This window comes from Maribacter aquivivus (assembly GCF_900142175.1).
GTDB lineage: Bacteria > Bacteroidota > Bacteroidia > Flavobacteriales > Flavobacteriaceae > Maribacter > Maribacter aquivivus.
In genome coordinates, this window is the sequence record NZ_FQZX01000001.1 from 2,131,224 (window position 1) to 2,148,756 (window position 17,533).

General features: G+C 34.0%; 19 protein-coding genes and 1 tRNA gene. 10 read left to right on the plus strand and 10 right to left on the minus strand.

Annotation, left to right across the window (positions count from 1 at the left end; all coding sequences use genetic code 11):
• Nucleotides 1-62 precede the first annotated feature (62 nt).
• From BUC31_RS08965 to BUC31_RS08980, 4 genes are all read right to left on the minus strand, one after another.
• Nucleotides 63-1,043: an MlaD family protein gene (locus BUC31_RS08965; protein ID WP_073243192.1), complete on the minus strand. Its 981-nt coding sequence runs from the start codon at nt 1,041-1,043 to the stop codon at nt 63-65.
• 4 nt (nt 1,044-1,047) lie between these two features.
• The gene (locus BUC31_RS08970) at nt 1,048-1,845 is read right to left on the minus strand and encodes an ABC transporter ATP-binding protein (RefSeq protein WP_084135008.1); all 798 of its coding nucleotides are present in this window, start codon (nt 1,843-1,845) and stop codon (nt 1,048-1,050) included.
• A gap of 1 nt (nt 1,846) precedes the next feature.
• A complete protein-coding gene (locus tag BUC31_RS08975) occupies nt 1,847-2,650 on the minus strand; it encodes an MlaE family ABC transporter permease (RefSeq protein WP_073243194.1) in 804 nt (267 codons plus the stop codon).
• Between the two features lie 182 nt (nt 2,651-2,832).
• Nucleotides 2,833-2,906: transfer RNA gene (locus BUC31_RS08980), tRNA-Arg, on the minus strand.
• 76 nt (nt 2,907-2,982) lie between these two features.
• On the opposite strand from BUC31_RS08980, the gene BUC31_RS08985 reads away from it, so the two are divergent.
• Complete coding sequence (locus BUC31_RS08985; RefSeq protein ID WP_073243196.1) at nt 2,983-3,495, plus strand: adenine phosphoribosyltransferase; 513 nt, start codon at nt 2,983-2,985, stop codon at nt 3,493-3,495.
• Here BUC31_RS08985 and BUC31_RS20525 read toward each other — a convergent pair.
• Entirely contained in the window at nt 3,492-3,644 is a 153-nt protein-coding gene (locus tag BUC31_RS20525; protein ID WP_073243198.1) for an SsrA-binding protein, read from the minus strand. The genes BUC31_RS08985 and BUC31_RS20525 overlap by 4 nt on opposite strands.
• Nucleotides 3,645-4,223: 579 nt before the next feature.
• Between BUC31_RS20525 and BUC31_RS08995 the strand changes: the two genes are divergently transcribed.
• Nucleotides 4,224-5,162: a calcium/sodium antiporter gene (locus tag BUC31_RS08995; RefSeq protein ID WP_073243200.1), complete on the plus strand. Its 939-nt coding sequence runs from the start codon at nt 4,224-4,226 to the stop codon at nt 5,160-5,162.
• A gap of 86 nt (nt 5,163-5,248) precedes the next feature.
• Here the strand turns inward: BUC31_RS08995 and BUC31_RS09000 are convergent, their stop codons facing one another.
• A complete protein-coding gene (locus BUC31_RS09000) occupies nt 5,249-6,271 on the minus strand; it encodes a glutamine synthetase beta-grasp domain-containing protein (protein WP_073243202.1) in 1,023 nt (340 codons plus the stop codon).
• A gap of 186 nt (nt 6,272-6,457) precedes the next feature.
• Here BUC31_RS09000 and BUC31_RS09005 point away from each other — a divergent pair, with 186 nt between their 5' ends.
• From BUC31_RS09005 to pyrF, 6 genes are all read left to right on the plus strand, one after another.
• Complete coding sequence (locus BUC31_RS09005) at nt 6,458-8,644, plus strand: glutamine synthetase III family protein (protein WP_073243205.1); 2,187 nt, start codon at nt 6,458-6,460, stop codon at nt 8,642-8,644.
• Between the two features lie 93 nt (nt 8,645-8,737).
• Nucleotides 8,738-9,916: an AIR synthase related protein gene (locus BUC31_RS09010; RefSeq protein WP_073243207.1), complete on the plus strand. Its 1,179-nt coding sequence runs from the start codon at nt 8,738-8,740 to the stop codon at nt 9,914-9,916.
• Between the two features lie 52 nt (nt 9,917-9,968).
• A complete protein-coding gene (locus BUC31_RS09015) occupies nt 9,969-10,412 on the plus strand; it encodes a QcrA and Rieske domain-containing protein (RefSeq protein WP_073243209.1) in 444 nt (147 codons plus the stop codon).
• A gap of 124 nt (nt 10,413-10,536) precedes the next feature.
• Nucleotides 10,537-11,490, plus strand: coding sequence for an FAD:protein FMN transferase (locus BUC31_RS09020; protein ID WP_073243211.1), 954 nt, complete (start codon nt 10,537-10,539; stop codon nt 11,488-11,490).
• 108 nt (nt 11,491-11,598) lie between these two features.
• Nucleotides 11,599-12,675, plus strand: a complete 1,077-nt coding sequence (gene prfA / locus BUC31_RS09025; protein WP_073243212.1) for a peptide chain release factor 1 — start codon at nt 11,599-11,601, stop codon at nt 12,673-12,675.
• Between the two features lie 3 nt (nt 12,676-12,678).
• On the plus strand, nt 12,679-13,500 hold the full coding sequence (pyrF, locus tag BUC31_RS09030) for an orotidine-5'-phosphate decarboxylase (protein ID WP_073243214.1): 822 nt from the start codon (nt 12,679-12,681) through the stop codon (nt 13,498-13,500).
• Here the strand turns inward: pyrF and BUC31_RS09035 are convergent.
• Complete coding sequence (locus BUC31_RS09035) at nt 13,492-13,683, minus strand: hypothetical protein (protein ID WP_073243216.1); 192 nt, start codon at nt 13,681-13,683, stop codon at nt 13,492-13,494. The two genes, pyrF and BUC31_RS09035, sit on opposite strands and share 9 nt — an antisense overlap.
• A gap of 225 nt (nt 13,684-13,908) precedes the next feature.
• Between BUC31_RS09035 and BUC31_RS09040 the strand changes: the two genes are divergently transcribed.
• Complete coding sequence (locus BUC31_RS09040) at nt 13,909-14,691, plus strand: alpha/beta fold hydrolase (RefSeq protein ID WP_073243218.1); 783 nt, start codon at nt 13,909-13,911, stop codon at nt 14,689-14,691.
• 198 nt (nt 14,692-14,889) lie between these two features.
• Here BUC31_RS09040 and BUC31_RS09045 read toward each other — a convergent pair whose 3' ends face one another.
• The 3 genes from BUC31_RS09045 to BUC31_RS09055 all read right to left on the minus strand — a co-directional run bounded on the left by BUC31_RS09045 (nt 14,890) and on the right by BUC31_RS09055 (nt 16,904).
• Entirely contained in the window at nt 14,890-15,606 is a 717-nt protein-coding gene (locus tag BUC31_RS09045) for a DUF4197 domain-containing protein (protein WP_073243220.1), read from the minus strand.
• A 31-nt stretch (nt 15,607-15,637) separates the two neighbouring features.
• A complete protein-coding gene (gene purU, locus BUC31_RS09050) occupies nt 15,638-16,489 on the minus strand; it encodes a formyltetrahydrofolate deformylase (protein ID WP_073243222.1) in 852 nt (283 codons plus the stop codon).
• A gap of 85 nt (nt 16,490-16,574) precedes the next feature.
• Nucleotides 16,575-16,904, minus strand: a complete 330-nt coding sequence (locus BUC31_RS09055) for a hypothetical protein (RefSeq protein WP_244534027.1) — start codon at nt 16,902-16,904, stop codon at nt 16,575-16,577.
• Nucleotides 16,905-17,082: 178 nt separating this feature from the next.
• Between BUC31_RS09055 and BUC31_RS09060 the strand changes: the two genes are divergently transcribed.
• The gene (locus BUC31_RS09060) at nt 17,083-17,532 is read left to right on the plus strand and encodes an Lrp/AsnC family transcriptional regulator (protein ID WP_073243226.1); all 450 of its coding nucleotides are present in this window, start codon (nt 17,083-17,085) and stop codon (nt 17,530-17,532) included.
• Nucleotide 17,533 lies beyond the last annotated feature (1 nt).

Consider the following 17,533-nt stretch of genomic DNA (forward strand, 5'->3'; position numbering starts at 1 on the left):
TTATTTTTTGTTGACACTTAAATATCTTAAAAATTCATGCACGTTTAATACAAGCCTTCTGTTTATAGATTGTTTAATTTTTTTTCTTGTTTCTCTAATTTTCTAAAGTAGCCTCTAGTTAAAAAATTATGCTTTAGTGCTTCCATGTTTTCGTTAAATCTTTCTGTACCCTGTTCTATATTTTCCATGCTTTTCTCAAGCTGGTTTACAAACAAAGAGTCTTTTGCCAGATAAGAAATAGCGCCTTGTCCATCATTGATTTCAGAAATGATGAGGTTTAAGTTCTTAGACATTTCATCAATTTCAAAAGAGGTTGTCTCTAGGTTTTTAATTACGTTTTTTATTTTTTCGCCAGAAATGGTATCGTTGAATAATATGTCAGCAACACTTCTCTTAAAATTTAGTTGCCCAACTATATCGTTTAAATGAGTAATAGTTGAATTTGCTTTATAGCTTGTATATTTTAAATTGACCATTGTTTTATACAAGTCGTTCGCCATTATAGTATCATTGAGTAACCTGCCTAAAGTTCCTTGCCCATTTGTTATGGTCTTTGAGATTTTCAATAAATCGGCAGTCAGTAAAGCGGCATTTTCATTGGTAATACTTAAAGTACTCATCATATCTTGAGTGCCTATTTTGTTTGAAGATAATAGTTCATCTCCTGGAGTTATTAAGGAAGAAGTACCTAAACCAGGAATAATATTGATTAACATGCTGCCAACCAATCCATTTGTGCCAATACTGGCAATGGCATTTTTTTTGATATGGTGACGCATATTATCTTGTATTACCATACGAACTTGTATGGTAGTATCGTTAATCATTTCTATGCCATTTACAGTGCCAACATTAATACCTGAAAATCGAACGTTATTTCCATTTTGTAGTCCGGTAGCATTTTTAAATACAGCTGTAATTTCAAATGTTTTACTAAACATATTTTGTCTATTTCCAATAAGGTATGCTGCAAATAGAAGAAGTATGGTGCCTAAAACAACAAAAATACCCAACCTCAAATTTTCTAATTTTGTTTTTGCCATAATTTTATTTTTTAAAGAATGCTTCTACTTTTGGGTCTGTCGATGCCGATAATTCTGAATAGGTGCCTTCGGCATAGTTAATTCCATCTACTAAAAGAACCATTCGTTCAGAAATTACTCTTGCACAGTCCACATCATGAGTAATAATCAAGGAACTTGTACCGTACTTTTTTTGAATACTTCTCATTAGCTCAATTATTTCTTTTGCCGTTATTGGATCTAAACCGCTGGTAGGCTCGTCATATAGAATAATCTTTGGTTTCAATATTAGTGTTCGTGCTAGTGCTACACGTCTTTTCATACCACCAGAAAGTTCATCTGGCATTAAATTCATGGTATGTGCTAAACCAACATTTTCTAAGGCTTCCAAAACAAGCGGAGTCGTATCTTTTACATTACCCAGTTTGTCTCTGTGTCGTCGCATCGGAAATTCTAAATTTTCGCGAACTGTCATAGAATCATACAAGGCACTGCCCTGAAAAAGAAAACCAATATCTGAGCGTAATTTATCTAAGGTTTGTCGATCTAATGTCGATATTTCTTTGCCCATTACTTCTATATAGCCGCTGTCGGGAGCCATTAATCCTACTAGACATTTAATCATAACCGATTTTCCAGAACCCGATTTCCCCATAACAACTAGATTTTCACCTTCGTAAAGCACTAAGTTGAATCCATTTAAAACATGGTTGTCACCAAAAGTTTTGGTGATATTATTTATGCGAATGACTGCGTTTCCTTCTAAATGGTCTATCAACTTATGCTGTTCATTATTTTTTATTTTTTGTGTATCCTTATTCATATCATAATTCATAGAAAATATCAGAAACAAATACTGCAATAAAATCAACTATAAATAATAATAAAGATGCCATGACCACGGCCGTGTTTGCAGCTATACCGACGCCTACAGTTCCTTTTTTACAATGATAGCCCTTAAAACAACCAACCAGACCAATGACAAAACCAAAAAAGAATGATTTTACGGTTGCAGGTATTAAATCTCCAAAGCTAAGTGCATCAAAAACTGTATTAAAATAGAGTTGAAAGGAAACTTGACCTTTCAGGTTCTCTACAAGCGCCGAACCTAATAATGCGATTAAATCTCCAAATACTACTAAAATTGGAATCATTAATGTTGTAGCTAGAATACGTGTTACAACTAAATACTTAAAAGGGTTGGTGCCTGATACTTCCATTGCATCTATCTGTTCTGTAACTCTCATGGAACCTAATTCGGCACCTATACCCGATGCAATTCTACCAGCGCAAATTAGGGCGGTTATTACAGGACCTATTTCCCTTACTATAGAAATACCTACCATATTCGGCATCATTGATACTGCGCCAAACTGAATCATTGTAGGTCTAGACTGTAATGTAAGTACCAAACCTATAATGAAACCGGTCATACCTACTAGCATTAAAGATCGGTTACCCATTTGATAACATTGGCGCAATAACTCTTTAAATTCGAAAGGCACAGAGAATAGTTCTTTAAAAAAACGACGTGCGAAAAAAGACAGTTCTCCAATTTGTATAAAAAACTGTTTTATTCGCTCAAGTATTTTAGATATTTCAAATACTGAGGGTATTCTCTCTGCCATACCCAAATGTAAAAGGAAACAGTAGTTCTTAAAATGACTAATGTCATGGCGGATCTTTAAAAATTGTTATGTCAAAGAAATTAGATCTAAAGTGTAGTTATGACAAAATTTTTTTATTCTTAAGACGAATTTAAAATCAAAAAACCCTACAAATTTAGTAGTTTGTAGGGTTCTGTTACTAGTGACCTCGACAGGATTCAAACCTGTAACCTCTTGAGCCGTAATCAAGTGCGCTATTCAGTTGCGCCACGAGGCCATTTTAATTTTTCCCTTAGCGGGGTGCAAATATATTTCTTTTTACATTTACCACAAAATAAAGAAGACAATATTAAATGAATTTTAAAAGCTTAATTAGAGATGTACCTGATTTTCCGAAGGAAGGAGTCATTTTTAAAGACATTACATTGTTACTTCAAAACCCTAAAGCCCTTAAAGAAACGGCAAATGCGTTATATAAATTGCTAGAGGGGCAAAAAATAGACAAAGTGGTAGGTATGGAAAGTAGGGGATTCATCTTTGGACCTATTTTAGCCAAAAAGCTCAATGCCGGATTCGTACCTGTTCGTAAACCAGGTAAGTTGCCATCTAAAACGCTAAGTGAAACTTATGACCTAGAATATGGTACAGATACTTTAGAGATTCATATTGATGGCATCGAAAAAGGCGATAGGGTATTAATTCATGATGATGTTTTAGCAACTGGTGGTACTGCTAAAGCTACTTGTAGATTAATAGAAAAATTGGGTGGCGAAATTGTACAGTTAAATTTTCTTATAGAACTAACTTTTCTAGAAGGAGGTTCTAAAATAAATAACTACCCTGTAAAATCTTTAGTGAAATATTAATCTAATGCTTTTGTGGTAATAAAATAGCGCCAACCGATAACAGCCATTTGCAGCTTGCTTGCCTTAGATAAATCTAACCGTTGTTTGCTATATGAGGGTAGCAAAGCTTTATTAAACTTTGAAATTAGTTTGTAGAGTTTCTTTTTCAATTTGAAATTTTAACAAAAATACATAAATAACATAACGATTGATCAAGTCGCTAGGTTTCTATGTTTCAGCAGGGATAAAATCTTTAATGATGTACTAGTGTGACTATTATACTTAAAATTAGCATTACAAGAAGTTTTATTAAAGCAATCATATAGTAAAGTTTTAGTGGTTGATAATTTTGTTTGATTGTTTGTGAAAGATATAATGCTAGTTGTATTTCTACAAATGTAATTCGTTAAAACAATGTATTTGAATACTGATGTGTAAGTGTAAATTCGAATTATGTTATTATTTGTAACTACACTACTATAGTTATGTTTTAATGTAGAGGTATATTATTAAAATAAGTTGTATTTGAGAAGAAATGTAGAGGGTTTTTTAATGCTTTTTAGAAATCGTAGGCTTGAATTTTACTAAAATTAGTGAAAAAGGCATGTTTCATCTTTAAATATAAAAATGGTCGATGTTTTAGAGATGTCTAGATGATATGAAAAAAGGAAGTGTTTTTAGTTTTCAGATGATATCATTTGTCATATGCAAAGAGATATCTTCTATTTATATTTGCCAAAATTCTTTTCATGCAAGATTTCTTATTTATCGTTGGCGGACTCGTATTATTAATAGCAGGTGGAAACTGGTTGTTGAAATCTGCGGTAGATTTATCGTTAAAACTTAAGATTCCAAAAATAGTAATAGGTATGACCGTGGTGTCATTTGCAACATCAGCACCAGAACTTATTGTAAGTATAAATGCAGCTTTGGACGGATTTCCAGATCTGGCACTTGGTAACGTAGTGGGGTCTAATATAGCTAACCTAGGTCTTGTACTTGCTATTACCATTTTATTGAGCCCTATAGATGTAAGTAAAAGTTTCTATACTACAGACTGGCCTGTAATGATGCTTGCTTCTTTATTGTTTTTCTTCTTTATTTATTTTGACGGTGTACTTGTGCAATATGAAGGTATAATAATGGTAGTCTTTCTTTTTCTTTTCTTGGTGTATCTGCTACGTTTTCAAAAGCCTGCCGTAATAGATGAAGAAGATGAGCCAGATGTTATGATGCCTACTTACAAGACTGCTTTATTTTTAGGTTTAGGTGGTGGTGCTCTTTGGGGAGGTTCTGAGCTGTTAATTACTGGTGCAGTGGGTATGGCAACTGTATTTGGAGTAAGTGAGCGTGTAATTGCTATAACGATAGTTTCTGTTGGAACAAGTATTCCTGAATTAGCAGCGTCTATAATAGCAGTGATAAAGAAGGAAAAAGCAATCTCTCTAGGAAACTTGATTGGCTCTAATATTTTTAATTTATTGGCGGTTTTAGGTATCACGTCTATAATTACACCTATTACGGTTATGGACCAAGGTCTTTTAACAAATGATATCTTTTGGATGCTAGGTATCTCTTTCCTTATTCTTCCTCTAGTATTTATACCAAAAGGATTGCGATTGGGGTGGAGAGATGGTTTAATACTTATTAGTGTTTATCTAGCATTTATATATATCACAATTCAATAGATAATCTTTTTCAAATATTAAATAAATAAAAAACGCCCTGGAAAAATTCCAAGGCGTTTTTAGTATAATCAACAATTAATTTGGTATTAAATCTTTGCAGTTTTAACCGTCTTAATAATTCTAGCTGCAATTTTATATGGATCAGCGTTTGAAGCAGGTCTTCTGTCTTCTAACCATCCTTTATATCCTTTTTCCACAGCAATAAGTGGAATACGTATTGAAGCACCTCTATCTGAAACTCCCCAAGAGAAATCTGTAATAGCCGCAGTTTCGTGTAAACCAGTTAAACGTTGGTCGTTAAACTCACCGTAAACAGCAATGTGTTCTTTAACAAACGGACGGAAAGATTCGCAGATTGCTGCGTAAGTTTCTTTAGAACCACAAGTTCTTAACGTTGTGTTAGAGAAGTTTGCATGCATACCAGATCCATTCCAGTCCATGTCTTTTCCTAATGGTTTTGGATGGTAATCAATATAGTAACCATATTTTTCGGTTAACCTGTCTAAAAGATATCTAGAGATCCAAATTTCGTCTCCAGCTTTTTTAGCTCCTTTTGCAAATAATTGATATTCCCATTGTCCAGAAGCAACCTCTTGGTTAATTCCTTCAAAATTTAAACCTGCATCGATACAAAGATCAGCATGTTCTTCAACTAAACCTCTACCGTGCGTATTTTTACCACCTACAGAGCAGTAGTACATACCTTGAGGTGCAGGGTAACCACCAATTGGGAAACCTAAAGGTAATTGAGTTTTGGTATCCATAATGAAATACTCTTGTTCAAAACCGAACCAGAAATCATCATCTTCATCATCAATAGTAGCTCTTCCATTAGATACATGCGGAGTACCGTCTGCATTCATAACTTCTGTCATAACTAAATAACCGTTTATCCTAGAAGGGTCTGGGTATATAGCTACAGGTACCAATAAGCAGTCAGATGATCCACCTTCAGCTTGTTTGGTTGAAGACCCATCAAAAGACCAGTTGCCTAATTCCTCTAATGTACCTTTGAAATCTTCGTGTTCTTCTACCTTAGTTTTGCTCCTCAGGTTTTGAGTCGGAAAATATCCATCTAACCAGATATATTCTAATTTAATTTTAGCCATAATATGTTCGTTATTTTTTAATAAAAGACAAACAAAAATATGTTTTTTATGATTTGCTTACGTTTTTTTAGGGGGTTAATGTTGAAAAATTAAATTTATTGTTATCTACCCCTATTTTTTATCGGGTATTTTATCATATTTATATTTATTGAACGTAATTTTGTCAAATTAACAATGTATTCATATATGAAATCACCAAGATTTAATGCAATAGCCGAAAGTCAGAAGCGAAAAAGTATTGCAATTGAGGAGAAAGGAAGACGTTCTGAGTTGTTCGGTATCAACGTGTTCAATGGAAAAAAGATGCTGCAATATCTTACCAAAGATGCCTTAGAGAGTTTAAAGGGCGCTATGGTTTCAGGTTCTAAAATTGATAGAAAAATAGCTGATCAAGTGGCCGAGGCTATTAAAGGTTGGGCAATTACCATGGGTGCTACACATTATACACATTGGTTTCAACCATTAACAGGTTCTACTGCAGAAAAACACGATGCATTTTTTGACCTTTTACCAGATGGTACGGCGTTAGAAAAATTTGGAGGCGGACAATTGGTTCAGCAAGAACCAGATGCTTCTAGTTTTCCTAGTGGCGGAATTAGAAATACGTTTGAGGCAAGGGGGTATACCGCTTGGGATCCATCTTCACCAGCTTTTATTTATGGTACCACATTATGTATACCTACTATTTTTGTTTCATATACGGGAGAAGCTTTAGATAATAAAGCGCCGTTGTTAAGGGCTTTAGGTGCTGTAGATGATGCCGCAACTGCGGTAGCTAAGTATTTTGATAAAACGGTTACCAAGGTAAATGCTACTTTAGGTTGGGAGCAAGAATATTTTTTAATTGACAAAGCTCTTGCACATTCTAGACCAGATATTATGATGACTGGGCGTACTTTGGTTGGTGAAACACCTGCAAAAGGGCAACAGTTAGATGATCATTATTTTGGGGTAATACCTAGTCGCGTTTTAAGTTTTATGAGCGATTTAGAAAAAGAATGTACCAAACTGGGTATTCCTGTTAAAACGAGACATAATGAAGTTGCACCTAACCAGTTCGAATTAGCTCCTGTTTTTGAAGAGGCTAACCTAGCCATAGATCATAATCTGTTATTGATGGATGTGATGGATAAGATTGCAGATAAACATCAACTTAAGGTTCTTTTTCATGAAAAACCTTTTGCTGGTATTAATGGTTCTGGAAAGCATAACAACTGGTCATTGGCGACAGATACTGGGGTGAATTTGCTTAGTCCGGGTTCTACGCCAATGAAAAACCTTCAATTCTTGACCTTTTTTATAAATACAATTAAAGCAGTTGATTCGTATGAAGAGCTTTTGCGTTCTTCAATTGCATCGGCAGGTAATGACCATCGTTTAGGGGCAAATGAAGCACCGCCGGCTATATTTTCAATTTTTGTTGGTTCACAATTAAGTAATGTACTAGATGAACTTGAAGGTGTTTCTAAGGGGAAACTATCTCCTGAAGAAAAGACAGAGCTGAAATTGAACGTTGTAGGTAAAATTCCTGAAATATTGATGGATAATACCGATCGTAATAGAACTTCGCCTTTTGCTTTTACAGGTAATAAATTTGAGATGCGTGGTGTGGGGGCAAAAATGAACTGCTCTAAGCCAATGACTATTTTAAATACTATAGTAGCGAAGCAATTAAGAGATTTTAAAAAGGAGGTCGATGTATTGATCGATAAGAAAAGCTTGAAAAAAGACGAAGCTGTTTTTAATGTGCTTCGTGAATATATTAAAACATCTAAAAGAATTCGTTTTGATGGTGACGGTTATAGTACTGACTGGGAAAATGAAGCTAAAAGAAGAAAGTTAAGCAACAATAAAAATACGCCAGAAGCTCTTGAGGTGTTGACATCAAAAAATAGTATTGCGCTTTTTGAATCAATGAACGTCATGAGCGAGATTGAGGTTAGCGCTCGCCAAGAGGTAGATTTAGAGAATTATATTATGCATCTACAGATAGAGGGTAGAGTATATAATGAGTTGGTGTATGGTTATATTATGCCGGCTGCGTTAGAATATCAAAATAAGTTGATCAAGAACGTCTCAGGATTGAAAGAAATTTATGGTGCAGCTCATAAAAAATTCTCTGAAGGGCAATTGACCATGATTGAAGAAATTGCCGAGCATGTAGTAGGTATCAAAAAAATGGTAGATGCTATGGCAGATGCTCGTAAAAAGGCAAATTCTTTAAAAGATACAAAGAAGAAGGCCGAAGCATATTGCCATAATGTAAAACCATATTTTGTTGAGATTAGAATGCATAGTGATAAACTAGAAAAGCTGATGGACAACAACCTATGGCCGTTAACTAAGTATAGAGAATTGCTATTTATTCAGTAAGTTAAATTCGTAATTGAAAAAAATGAGGGAATATTAAGCTGAACAGCAGTGGCAGTTTTAATGATTCCCTTATTTTTGCCACAAATCTAAATTATGTCCACATCAAGCAGTGAAAGATATCAGCAACGCGGCGTGTCAGCTTCAAAGGAAGATGTACACAATGCGATAAAAAATATTGACAAAGGTCTTTTTCCTAAGGCGTTTTGTAAAATCGTTCCTGATTATTTAACGGGAGATGAAGAGTATTGCTTGGTAATGCATGCAGACGGCGCGGGTACCAAATCTTCTTTGGCATTTATGTACTGGAAAGAAACCGGAGATATCTCTGTGTGGAAAGGTATAGCTCAAGATGCATTAATTATGAATATAGACGATCTTATTTGTGTTGGGGCAACTGATAATATTATGCTTTCTTCTACTATAGGTAGAAACAAAAATAAAATTCCGGGAGAGGTTCTTTCGGCAATTATCAATGGTACAGAAGAATTAATTAATGATTTAGGTGAGTTTGGTATTACCATTCACTCTACAGGTGGTGAAACTGCAGATGTAGGTGATTTGGTAAGAACTATTATTGTAGATTCTACTGTTACTGCTAGATTAAAAAGAACTGATGTTATTGACAACGCCAATATAAAAGCGGGTGATGTTATTGTTGGTTTAGAATCTTTTGGTCAGGCCAATTATGAGAAGGAGTATAATGGAGGAATGGGAAGTAACGGACTTACTTCTGCCCGCCACGATGTTTTTTCGAATTACTTAGCGGAGAAATTTCCAGAAAGTTTTGATGCGGAAGTGCCTAAGGATCTTGTTTATTCTGGTAATGTAAAGTTGACCGATACGGTTGAGAATTCACCTATCGATGCTGGTAAATTGGTTTTGTCGCCAACAAGAACATATGCGCCTATAGTTAAAAAAATACTTTCAAAATATAGCTCAAACGAAATCCACGGAATGATTCATTGTAGTGGCGGAGCGCAAACCAAAATTCTTCATTTTATAGATGAATTACATGTGGTGAAAGATAATTTATTTGATGTGCCACCACTTTTTAAATTGATTCAAGAACAGTCAGGTACAGATTGGAAAGAGATGTATAAAGTGTTCAACTGCGGTCATAGATTAGAGTTTTATCTTCCTGAAGATGTTGCAAATGATATTATTGAAATCTCGAAAAGTTTTGGTGTAAATGCGCAAATTATTGGTAGAGTAGAGGCGTCAGATTCAAAAAAACTAACAATTTCAAGTAAGTATGGAACCTTTGTGTATTAACACATACGATTAGGGTAAATAAATCGTTCTTTTTGTATAAACCTATCTTGCTATGGAAAGAAAAAAATTTTTACGAACACTAGGTGCCGGTGCAGCCTTTGCAATTACTTTTCCTTGTCTAGGGAGTTGTTCTAAAGATAGTGATGTAGAAGGTGATATTGTAACGCCGCCAACCGATGTAGATTTTACCATTGACCTTGAGTCTTCCGAGGCTGCAAAGCTGGCAAATAACGGAGGTTTTATTCTAAAAAACTTAGTAGTTGTCGTTAAGAACCTTGAAGGTGAATTTGTCGCTGCAACTCAAATCTGTAGCCACGAACAATACGATCAAGTCCGATTTGTGAATCAAGATGGTGGTATTTTTTACTGTGATGTACACGGGTCTAAATTTTCGCAAACTGGTACGCCTTTAAATGAAATTCCGAATAGCACTTCTAAGTCATTGAAAATCTATAATACTAGCCTAGAGGGGTCTATGTTGCGTGTTTTTGAATAATCATCGCGCTCCTAATTCATAAACCATAATTACACCAACATAACTTATTTTATTCTTTATGTCAATATTTACCACCAAATAGAGAAAGTAAGTGAAGAAATTTTATGTCTTAATTTTATGTCTAATGACCTGCTTTGCGTACGGTCAAGAGAAACAGTACGTAACGGTTAAGAAATCTTATGAGGTAATGGGCGGTGAATTTGATATTACCGTAATTTCTGAAGATGAAGAGCTGGGGTATATTTATATACTAGAGGCGTTGGCAGAGGTGCAAAGAATAGAAAAACTTATTTCTTCTTGGGATGAAGAATCTGAAACCAGCTTAGTAAATAAAAATGCAGGAATCAAACCTATACCTGTAAGTTGGGAGCTGTATAAACTTATTGAACGATCTATTCTGTTATCAGAAATAACGGATGGTGCTTTTGATATTACATTTACAACGTTGAACGATATTTGGAAGCTAGATGGTACTATGGAGGCTATACCAACTTCAGCTGAAGTGAATGAGGTGAAGAGTAAAATTGGATATAAAAACATTATACTGAATAGTAAAGATCAAACTGTCTATCTTAATAAAAAAGGAATGAGAATTTCTTTTGGTGGTATTGGTAAAGGTTTTGCAGCAGATAAGGTAAAAGCTTTGTTAGTTTCTAATGAGGTTAAAGCGGGTATCATAAATATAGATGGTGATATCACTACTTGGGGTACAAAAGTAACGGGAGATAAGTGGCTCATAGGTGTAGTGAACCCTGATCAAAAAGGCGGTATATCTTCGTGGATTCCTATTTTAGAATCTTCTGTGGCAACTACTGGTGGTGATGGTAATTTTATACTATCAGGTAATGAAAAATATACTCATATAATAAATCCGAAAACAGGATACCCGGCTACGGGTATCAATAGTGTGTCGGTATTTGCTAAAAGCGCAGAAACATCAGATGCATTAGCTACTTCAATATTTGTAATGGGTCTCGATGCAGGGCTAGCTCTAATTAATCAATTAGGTGATACAGAGGTAATTATTGTAGATAGCAACAATAAAATGCATAAAAGCAATGGTATATTGCTTAATTAGATGTCATTTATATAAAATTACTTTTTCATTTTTTAATTCTTACCGTAATAATCGCTTTAGTGTGTCTGTAATTTTATTGTAAATTTGCCATACAAGTGAAGTAAGCATATGATAGACAAGTTAAATATAGTAAAACAACGTTTTGATGAGGTTTCAGACCTTATAATTCAGCCAGATATTATATCTGACCAAGAGAAATATGTAAAACTCACAAAAGAATATAAAGATCTTAAAGATTTAATGGATAAGCGAGAAGAGTATCTTGAGCTTACCAATAATATTGCTGAGGCCGAAGAGATTATCGCTGATGGAAGTGATGCAGAAATGCTTGAAATGGCAAAAATGCAAATGGATGAGGCTAAAAGCGGATTGCCAAAGCTTGAAGAGGATATTAAGTTAATGCTGATACCTAAAGATCCAGAAGATGCAAAAGATGTAGTAGTCGAAATTAGAGCTGGAACGGGTGGAGATGAGGCTAGTATTTTTGCTGGTGATCTTTTTAGAATGTACACAAAGTATTGTGAGTCTAAAGGATGGAAAACTAATGTAATTGACCTTAGTGAAGGTACTAGTGGTGGTTATAAAGAAATTCAGTTCGAGGTTTCTGGTACTAATGTATATGGAACTTTGAAATTTGAAGCTGGTGTACACCGTGTACAACGTGTACCTCAAACAGAAACACAGGGTAGAGTACATACTAGTGCAGCTACGGTTATGGTTTTGCCAGAAGCTGAAGAATTTGATGTCCAAATAGATCCTAAAGATGTAAGAATAGATTTTTTCTGTTCTTCTGGTCCTGGTGGTCAGTCTGTAAACACAACATACTCTGCTGTTCGTTTAACGCACATACCAACCGGATTGATAGCACAGTGTCAAGATCAAAAATCTCAACATAAAAATAAGGACAAGGCTTTTAGGGTGCTTCGTTCTAGATTATACGATTTAGAATTGGCAAAGAAACAAGAGGAAGATGCTGCTAAGCGAAATTCTCAAGTAAGTAGTGGTGACCGTTCTGCAAAGATTAGAACGTACAACTACCCACAGGGTAGAGTTACTGATCACCGAATTGGTCTTACTTTGTATGATTTGTCTAATATTATTGATGGTGACATTCAAAAAATAATAGACGAATTAAGTTTTGTGGAGAATACTGAGAAATTGAGGGAAGCCTCTGAGATATTTTAATTTATGACTACCCAAGAGCTAGTAGATCAAATACATAAAAAACAATCTTTTTTATGTATTGGCTTAGATACTGATTTAGAAAAGATTCCGGCTTTTTTATTGGAAGATGAAGATCCTATTTTCTCTTTTAATAAAGCTATTATTGATGCTACTCATGAGTTGTGCGTGGCGTATAAACCCAATATTGCTTTTTATGAAGCTTATGGAGTACAGGGTTGGTCGGCATTACGTAAAACAATTAAATATTTAAATGCTAATTATCCTGATATTTTCACTATTGCAGATGCTAAAAGAGGGGATATTGGTAATACTTCTACAAGATATGCTAAGGCATTTTTTGAAGATTTAAATTTTGATTCCATAACTATAGCTCCTTACATGGGGCGAGATTCTGTTGAGCCTTTTTTAGCCTTTAAGGATAAACATACCATTTTACTGGCACTAACTTCAAATGAAGGTGCTTTTGATTTTCAGACAAAAAAGATAGATGGGGTAGAACTTTATAAAGAAGTACTATCTGTTTCTACGACTTATAAGGGTTCTGAGAACTTAATGTATGTAGTAGGGGCAACCAAGGCTGAATATCTTAAAGAAATTCGCGAGATAGTGCCTAATAGCTTTTTATTGGTGCCTGGTGTAGGTGCGCAAGGCGGAAGCTTGAAAGATGTGTGTAAGTATGGTATGACCAAAAATATAGGTCTACTAATTAATTCTTCACGCGGAATAATATATGCGTCTAGTCAAGAAAATTTTGCAGACGCAGCCAAATCTAAGGCAAAAGAATTGCAAGAGGCTATGAAAATAGAGCTAGAAAAATTAAACTAATTCTTCTAGAGTTCTTTTAATTTTCTGTGCTTTTGATTCGAAAAACTCTCCTAATTGAGTGTTTGACTGAATGTTTGAAGCTTTTTCCAAAAAAGTCTGATATTGATACTCCAATAAGCTGATGATGTCATTATTCGCTTCCATTGGTGTTACCGATCCTACCTTACAATACTGCTTGTTCATTATACTATATTTATGTTCTTACAAATATACGTTCAGAATCAAGTTTTGGACGTGGGTATGTTGAGCTATACATCTAATTATTAGGTAATATGTCTTTTTTTTAACAATAAGACAGGTTAAAACATAAAAGAGAAGCTGTTTTAATTGAATTTTGATTTTCCTAAATGCTATGTCAAAAAGAATTAATACATTGTAAGTTAACCGTGTTTTAAATAAATTTTCAATTTGCTTCATTATATAACGTATCAACACAAAACATCTACTACGTGGGTTACATTTGTACATGGTGCAGGTGGTAGTTCTTCTATTTGGTATAAGCAGATAAGAGAGTTTAAAAAACATTTTAACGTACTACTTTTAGATTTAAGAGGGCACGGTAATTCTAAACCTAGCCTTAAGAATGTTTTTGATGAAAAATATACTTTTGATGTGATTACCAATGATATCGTTGAGGTTATTGATCATGAGGAAATTGAGAAGTCGCACTTTGTTGGTATTTCGTTAGGTACTATACTTATTAGAAATTTAGCAGAAAATCATCCTGAACGAGTAGAGAGTATGGTTATGGGTGGTGCTATTATGAAACTGAACCTGCGTTCTCAAATTCTTATGAAACTTGGTGTCATTTTTAAAACTGTTATACCGTACTTATGGTTGTACAAGTTCTTTGCAATTATAATAATGCCAAATAAGAATCATAGAGAGTCTAGATTGCTCTTTGTACGAGAAGCTAAGAAGTTGTATCAAAAAGAATTTATTCGTTGGTTCAAACTTACGTCAGAGATTAATCCGCTACTACAATTTTTTAGATCTGCAGATATTAAAATACCTACGCTTTATGTTATGGGTGAGGAAGATTATCTGTTTTTACCTAGTATTCGTAAAATAGCAAAATCTCATCAGAATTCTGAGCTCATAGTAGTTGAAGACTGTGGTCACGTAGTCAATGTTGAGCAACCTAATTTTTTTAACGAGAAGGTGGTGGCTTATTTAGCACAACAAGGTTAATTGAATAAATAAATTTGTGGTATTAGTTTTTTCGTTCTTTAAAAAAGTTTAAAATAAAAAAAAACCGATGCTCCCACCGGTTTTTAACTAACTAACTCAAAAAATAACTAACTCAAAAAATTGAAAATGAATGTTTTAATACTGTTCTTTAGTTTTTAACGCATAACTTTTTAAGTTATTGTAAAGGTTGTTAAAAATCTACTTTTTATCTTGAAGTGCAAATACTTTTTTCAGTACATCTGTTGTTCTAGATGAATACTTTGTTCTAATTTCTTCCTCTTCTATAGCTATCATTTTATATACTCCAGATAGGGCTTGTTCAGTAACATAATCCGTTAAATCAGGATTTACGTTATTTGTAAGTGGTATAGCATTATATTTTGTAATTATCGAGCTCCAAATTTTATCTGCACCTACCTTTTTAAAAGATTCATTAATTACCGGATTAAATTTTGCATACAATTCTGTATTTGTTTTTGTTTCCAAATAAGAAGTTGCAGCGTCATTGCTTCCTAAAAGTATATTCTTGGCGTCTACGAAAGACATATCTTTTACAGCATTTACAAATATTGGTGTTGCTTCAGAAACTGCATCTTCAGCAGCACGATTTAAAACTTTTAATCCTTCATCTGCTAAACTACCTAAGCCTATATCTCGTAGAGTCTTATCTACCTTCTGTAAATCTTCTGGTAACAAAATTTTTACTAACTCATTTTTGTAGAAACCATCAGTTGCAGTTAGTTTGCTAACCTGTTTTTCAATACCCAGGTCTAGTGCTTCTTTTAATCCGTTTGCAATGGCATCGTTACTTAAAACGCCTTCTGTAGAAGTTGGTAATTGATTTACTACCTGTTGTAATTCTGCACATGAAACTGCTAGTAACATGCATATAGCTAAGCTTACTTTTTTTATCATCTTAATGATTTTTATTTAGGGTCTATTGTACTTACGAGAATATTACGGTTTTATTGTTGTAGACCATAGTTTTACGTGCAATATGAAGCTTTACACCTCGTGAAAGTACTATTTTTTCCAAATCTCTACCTTTGACAATGAAATCTTCAATGGAGTGGGAGTGGGTTACGGTGGTTACATCTTGCTCAATAATAGGACCTGCATCTAGTTCTTCCGTAACATAATGACTCGTTGCGCCTATAATTTTTACACCTCTTTTAAATGCTGCATGATAAGGTTTTGCTCCTGCAAATGCTGGTAAGAATGAATGGTGAATATTTATAATCTTATTAGGGAACTTATTGATAAGTGTTCCGCTAACAATTTGCATATATCTAGCTAGTACAATAAAGTCAATATCATACTTTTCTAATAGAGCCAATTGTTCTTTTTCTGCTTCAACTCTATTCTCTTTATTAAAAGGAACATGAAAGAAGGGAATGTTAAATTGATCAGCTATATGTCTTAGGTCATTATGGTTGCTTAATATAAAAGGTATCTCAACTTCTAATTCACCAGAACGGTATCTACTTAATAAGTCATAAAGACAATGCTTGTACTTAGAAACGAAAATGGCCATTTTAGGTGATTTATCGTCTGTGTGTATACTCCATTGCATGTTATACGTGGAAGCTAACTCTTTTTGAAAAAGGGTTTTGAAATGATCTAAGTCATAATAGTCTTCTTCAAATTCCACAACGGTACGCATAAAAAATACGTTAGCTGGTTTGTCTACATGCTGATCAAGGTAAACGATATTGCCCTTGTTTTTACTAATAAATCCGGTTACAGTGCATATAATACCTGCTTGATCCGGACAATGGATTAAAATTGTTGTTTTCAATGGAATTCTAATTATAGCATCAAAAATAGACCATAATTCTTAAAATGGCTGCTATAACTTGTAATTTGAGAAGAATTTAGTTTGATTAAGAGTGTTCAGATTTCCAAACTTTATAAGACTTTCTAAAACTTTTAATTTCTTTTCTAAGTAGATTAATATACTCCGTTTCTTTAACACCATGTTTCTCTAAACCCATACAATACGAGTTGATATTTCTGATGATAATGTTGATATAAGAAATGGTTTCTAAACGTTCATTACTACAATTAGAATATTCTACTTGTGCAATTTTTTGAGGAATAAGAATGGAATCAGTTAAAATAGAATTAGCCATTATATCTCTAAGGCTCTTTGATTCGCAAAGGCGCATTAAATCTTTATTAAAAGATACATAAGACGCAATCTCTCTGCTCATGGTGCAGAGTTCCAATGCTTTCCTATAAATAGGTAGATGTTTTAAACTTCGATATGCCATTATGTGGGGTGTAATTAGCGTCACATAAAATTACGTTAGTTATTTGTAAATTTTCTATCGAATACAAATGTAATTTGTATTTTTACCTTTGATAATAAAAAATTAAATAGAAAAACTTTTGAATCCAAAGATAGACGAGCTTAATTGGAAAATACTTAAACAATTGCAAAATAATGCTAGGGAATCATTTGCAAATATTGGTCGTACCGTAGGACTAACGGCACCTGCAGTTGCTGAACGTGTTAAAAAAATGGAAGACCTTGGTATTATACAAGGTTATAAGGCTACGGTGTCTCATGCGTTGACAGGTCATCAATTAAAAGCCATTATAACATTGCGTGCTTTTATGGGAAAATTAAAACCGTTTTTGTCTGTGGTTCTTACCTTGGAAGAGGTTATTAATTGTTATCGAATTACCGGAAATGAAAATATTGTTATGGAAGTTGTTTTAAAAGATCAATTTCATCTAGAAAAGTTTATTGATCAACTAATTCAGTACGGCGAAACCAGAACACATATTGTTTTGTCGCAGGTTATTTCGAATGCGCCAATGCATAAGATTAAATAGA

Excerpts from the sequence above, each read along its gene's own strand:
- BUC31_RS08965 (WP_073243192.1), bottom strand. The coding sequence starts at position 1,043 with ATGGCAAAAACAAAATTAGAAAATTTGAGGTTGGGTATTTTTGTTGTT.
- BUC31_RS08970 (WP_084135008.1), bottom strand. The coding sequence starts at position 1,845 with ATGAATAAGGATACACAAAAAATAAAAAATAATGAACAGCATAAGTTG.
- BUC31_RS08975 (WP_073243194.1), bottom strand. The coding sequence starts at position 2,650 with ATGGCAGAGAGAATACCCTCAGTATTTGAAATATCTAAAATACTTGAG.
- BUC31_RS08985 (WP_073243196.1), top strand. The coding sequence starts at position 2,983 with ATGAATTTTAAAAGCTTAATTAGAGATGTACCTGATTTTCCGAAGGAA.
- BUC31_RS08995 (WP_073243200.1), top strand. The coding sequence starts at position 4,224 with ATGCAAGATTTCTTATTTATCGTTGGCGGACTCGTATTATTAATAGCA.
- BUC31_RS09000 (WP_073243202.1), bottom strand. The coding sequence starts at position 6,271 with ATGGCTAAAATTAAATTAGAATATATCTGGTTAGATGGATATTTTCCG.
- BUC31_RS09005 (WP_073243205.1), top strand. The coding sequence starts at position 6,458 with ATGAAATCACCAAGATTTAATGCAATAGCCGAAAGTCAGAAGCGAAAA.
- BUC31_RS09010 (WP_073243207.1), top strand. The coding sequence starts at position 8,738 with ATGTCCACATCAAGCAGTGAAAGATATCAGCAACGCGGCGTGTCAGCT.
- BUC31_RS09015 (WP_073243209.1), top strand. The coding sequence starts at position 9,969 with ATGGAAAGAAAAAAATTTTTACGAACACTAGGTGCCGGTGCAGCCTTT.
- BUC31_RS09020 (WP_073243211.1), top strand. The coding sequence starts at position 10,537 with ATGACCTGCTTTGCGTACGGTCAAGAGAAACAGTACGTAACGGTTAAG.
- prfA (WP_073243212.1), top strand. The coding sequence starts at position 11,599 with ATGATAGACAAGTTAAATATAGTAAAACAACGTTTTGATGAGGTTTCA.
- pyrF (WP_073243214.1), top strand. The coding sequence starts at position 12,679 with ATGACTACCCAAGAGCTAGTAGATCAAATACATAAAAAACAATCTTTT.
- BUC31_RS09035 (WP_073243216.1), bottom strand. The coding sequence starts at position 13,683 with ATGAACAAGCAGTATTGTAAGGTAGGATCGGTAACACCAATGGAAGCG.
- BUC31_RS09045 (WP_073243220.1), bottom strand. The coding sequence starts at position 15,606 with ATGATAAAAAAAGTAAGCTTAGCTATATGCATGTTACTAGCAGTTTCA.
- BUC31_RS09055 (WP_244534027.1), bottom strand. The coding sequence starts at position 16,904 with ATGAGCAGAGAGATTGCGTCTTATGTATCTTTTAATAAAGATTTAATG.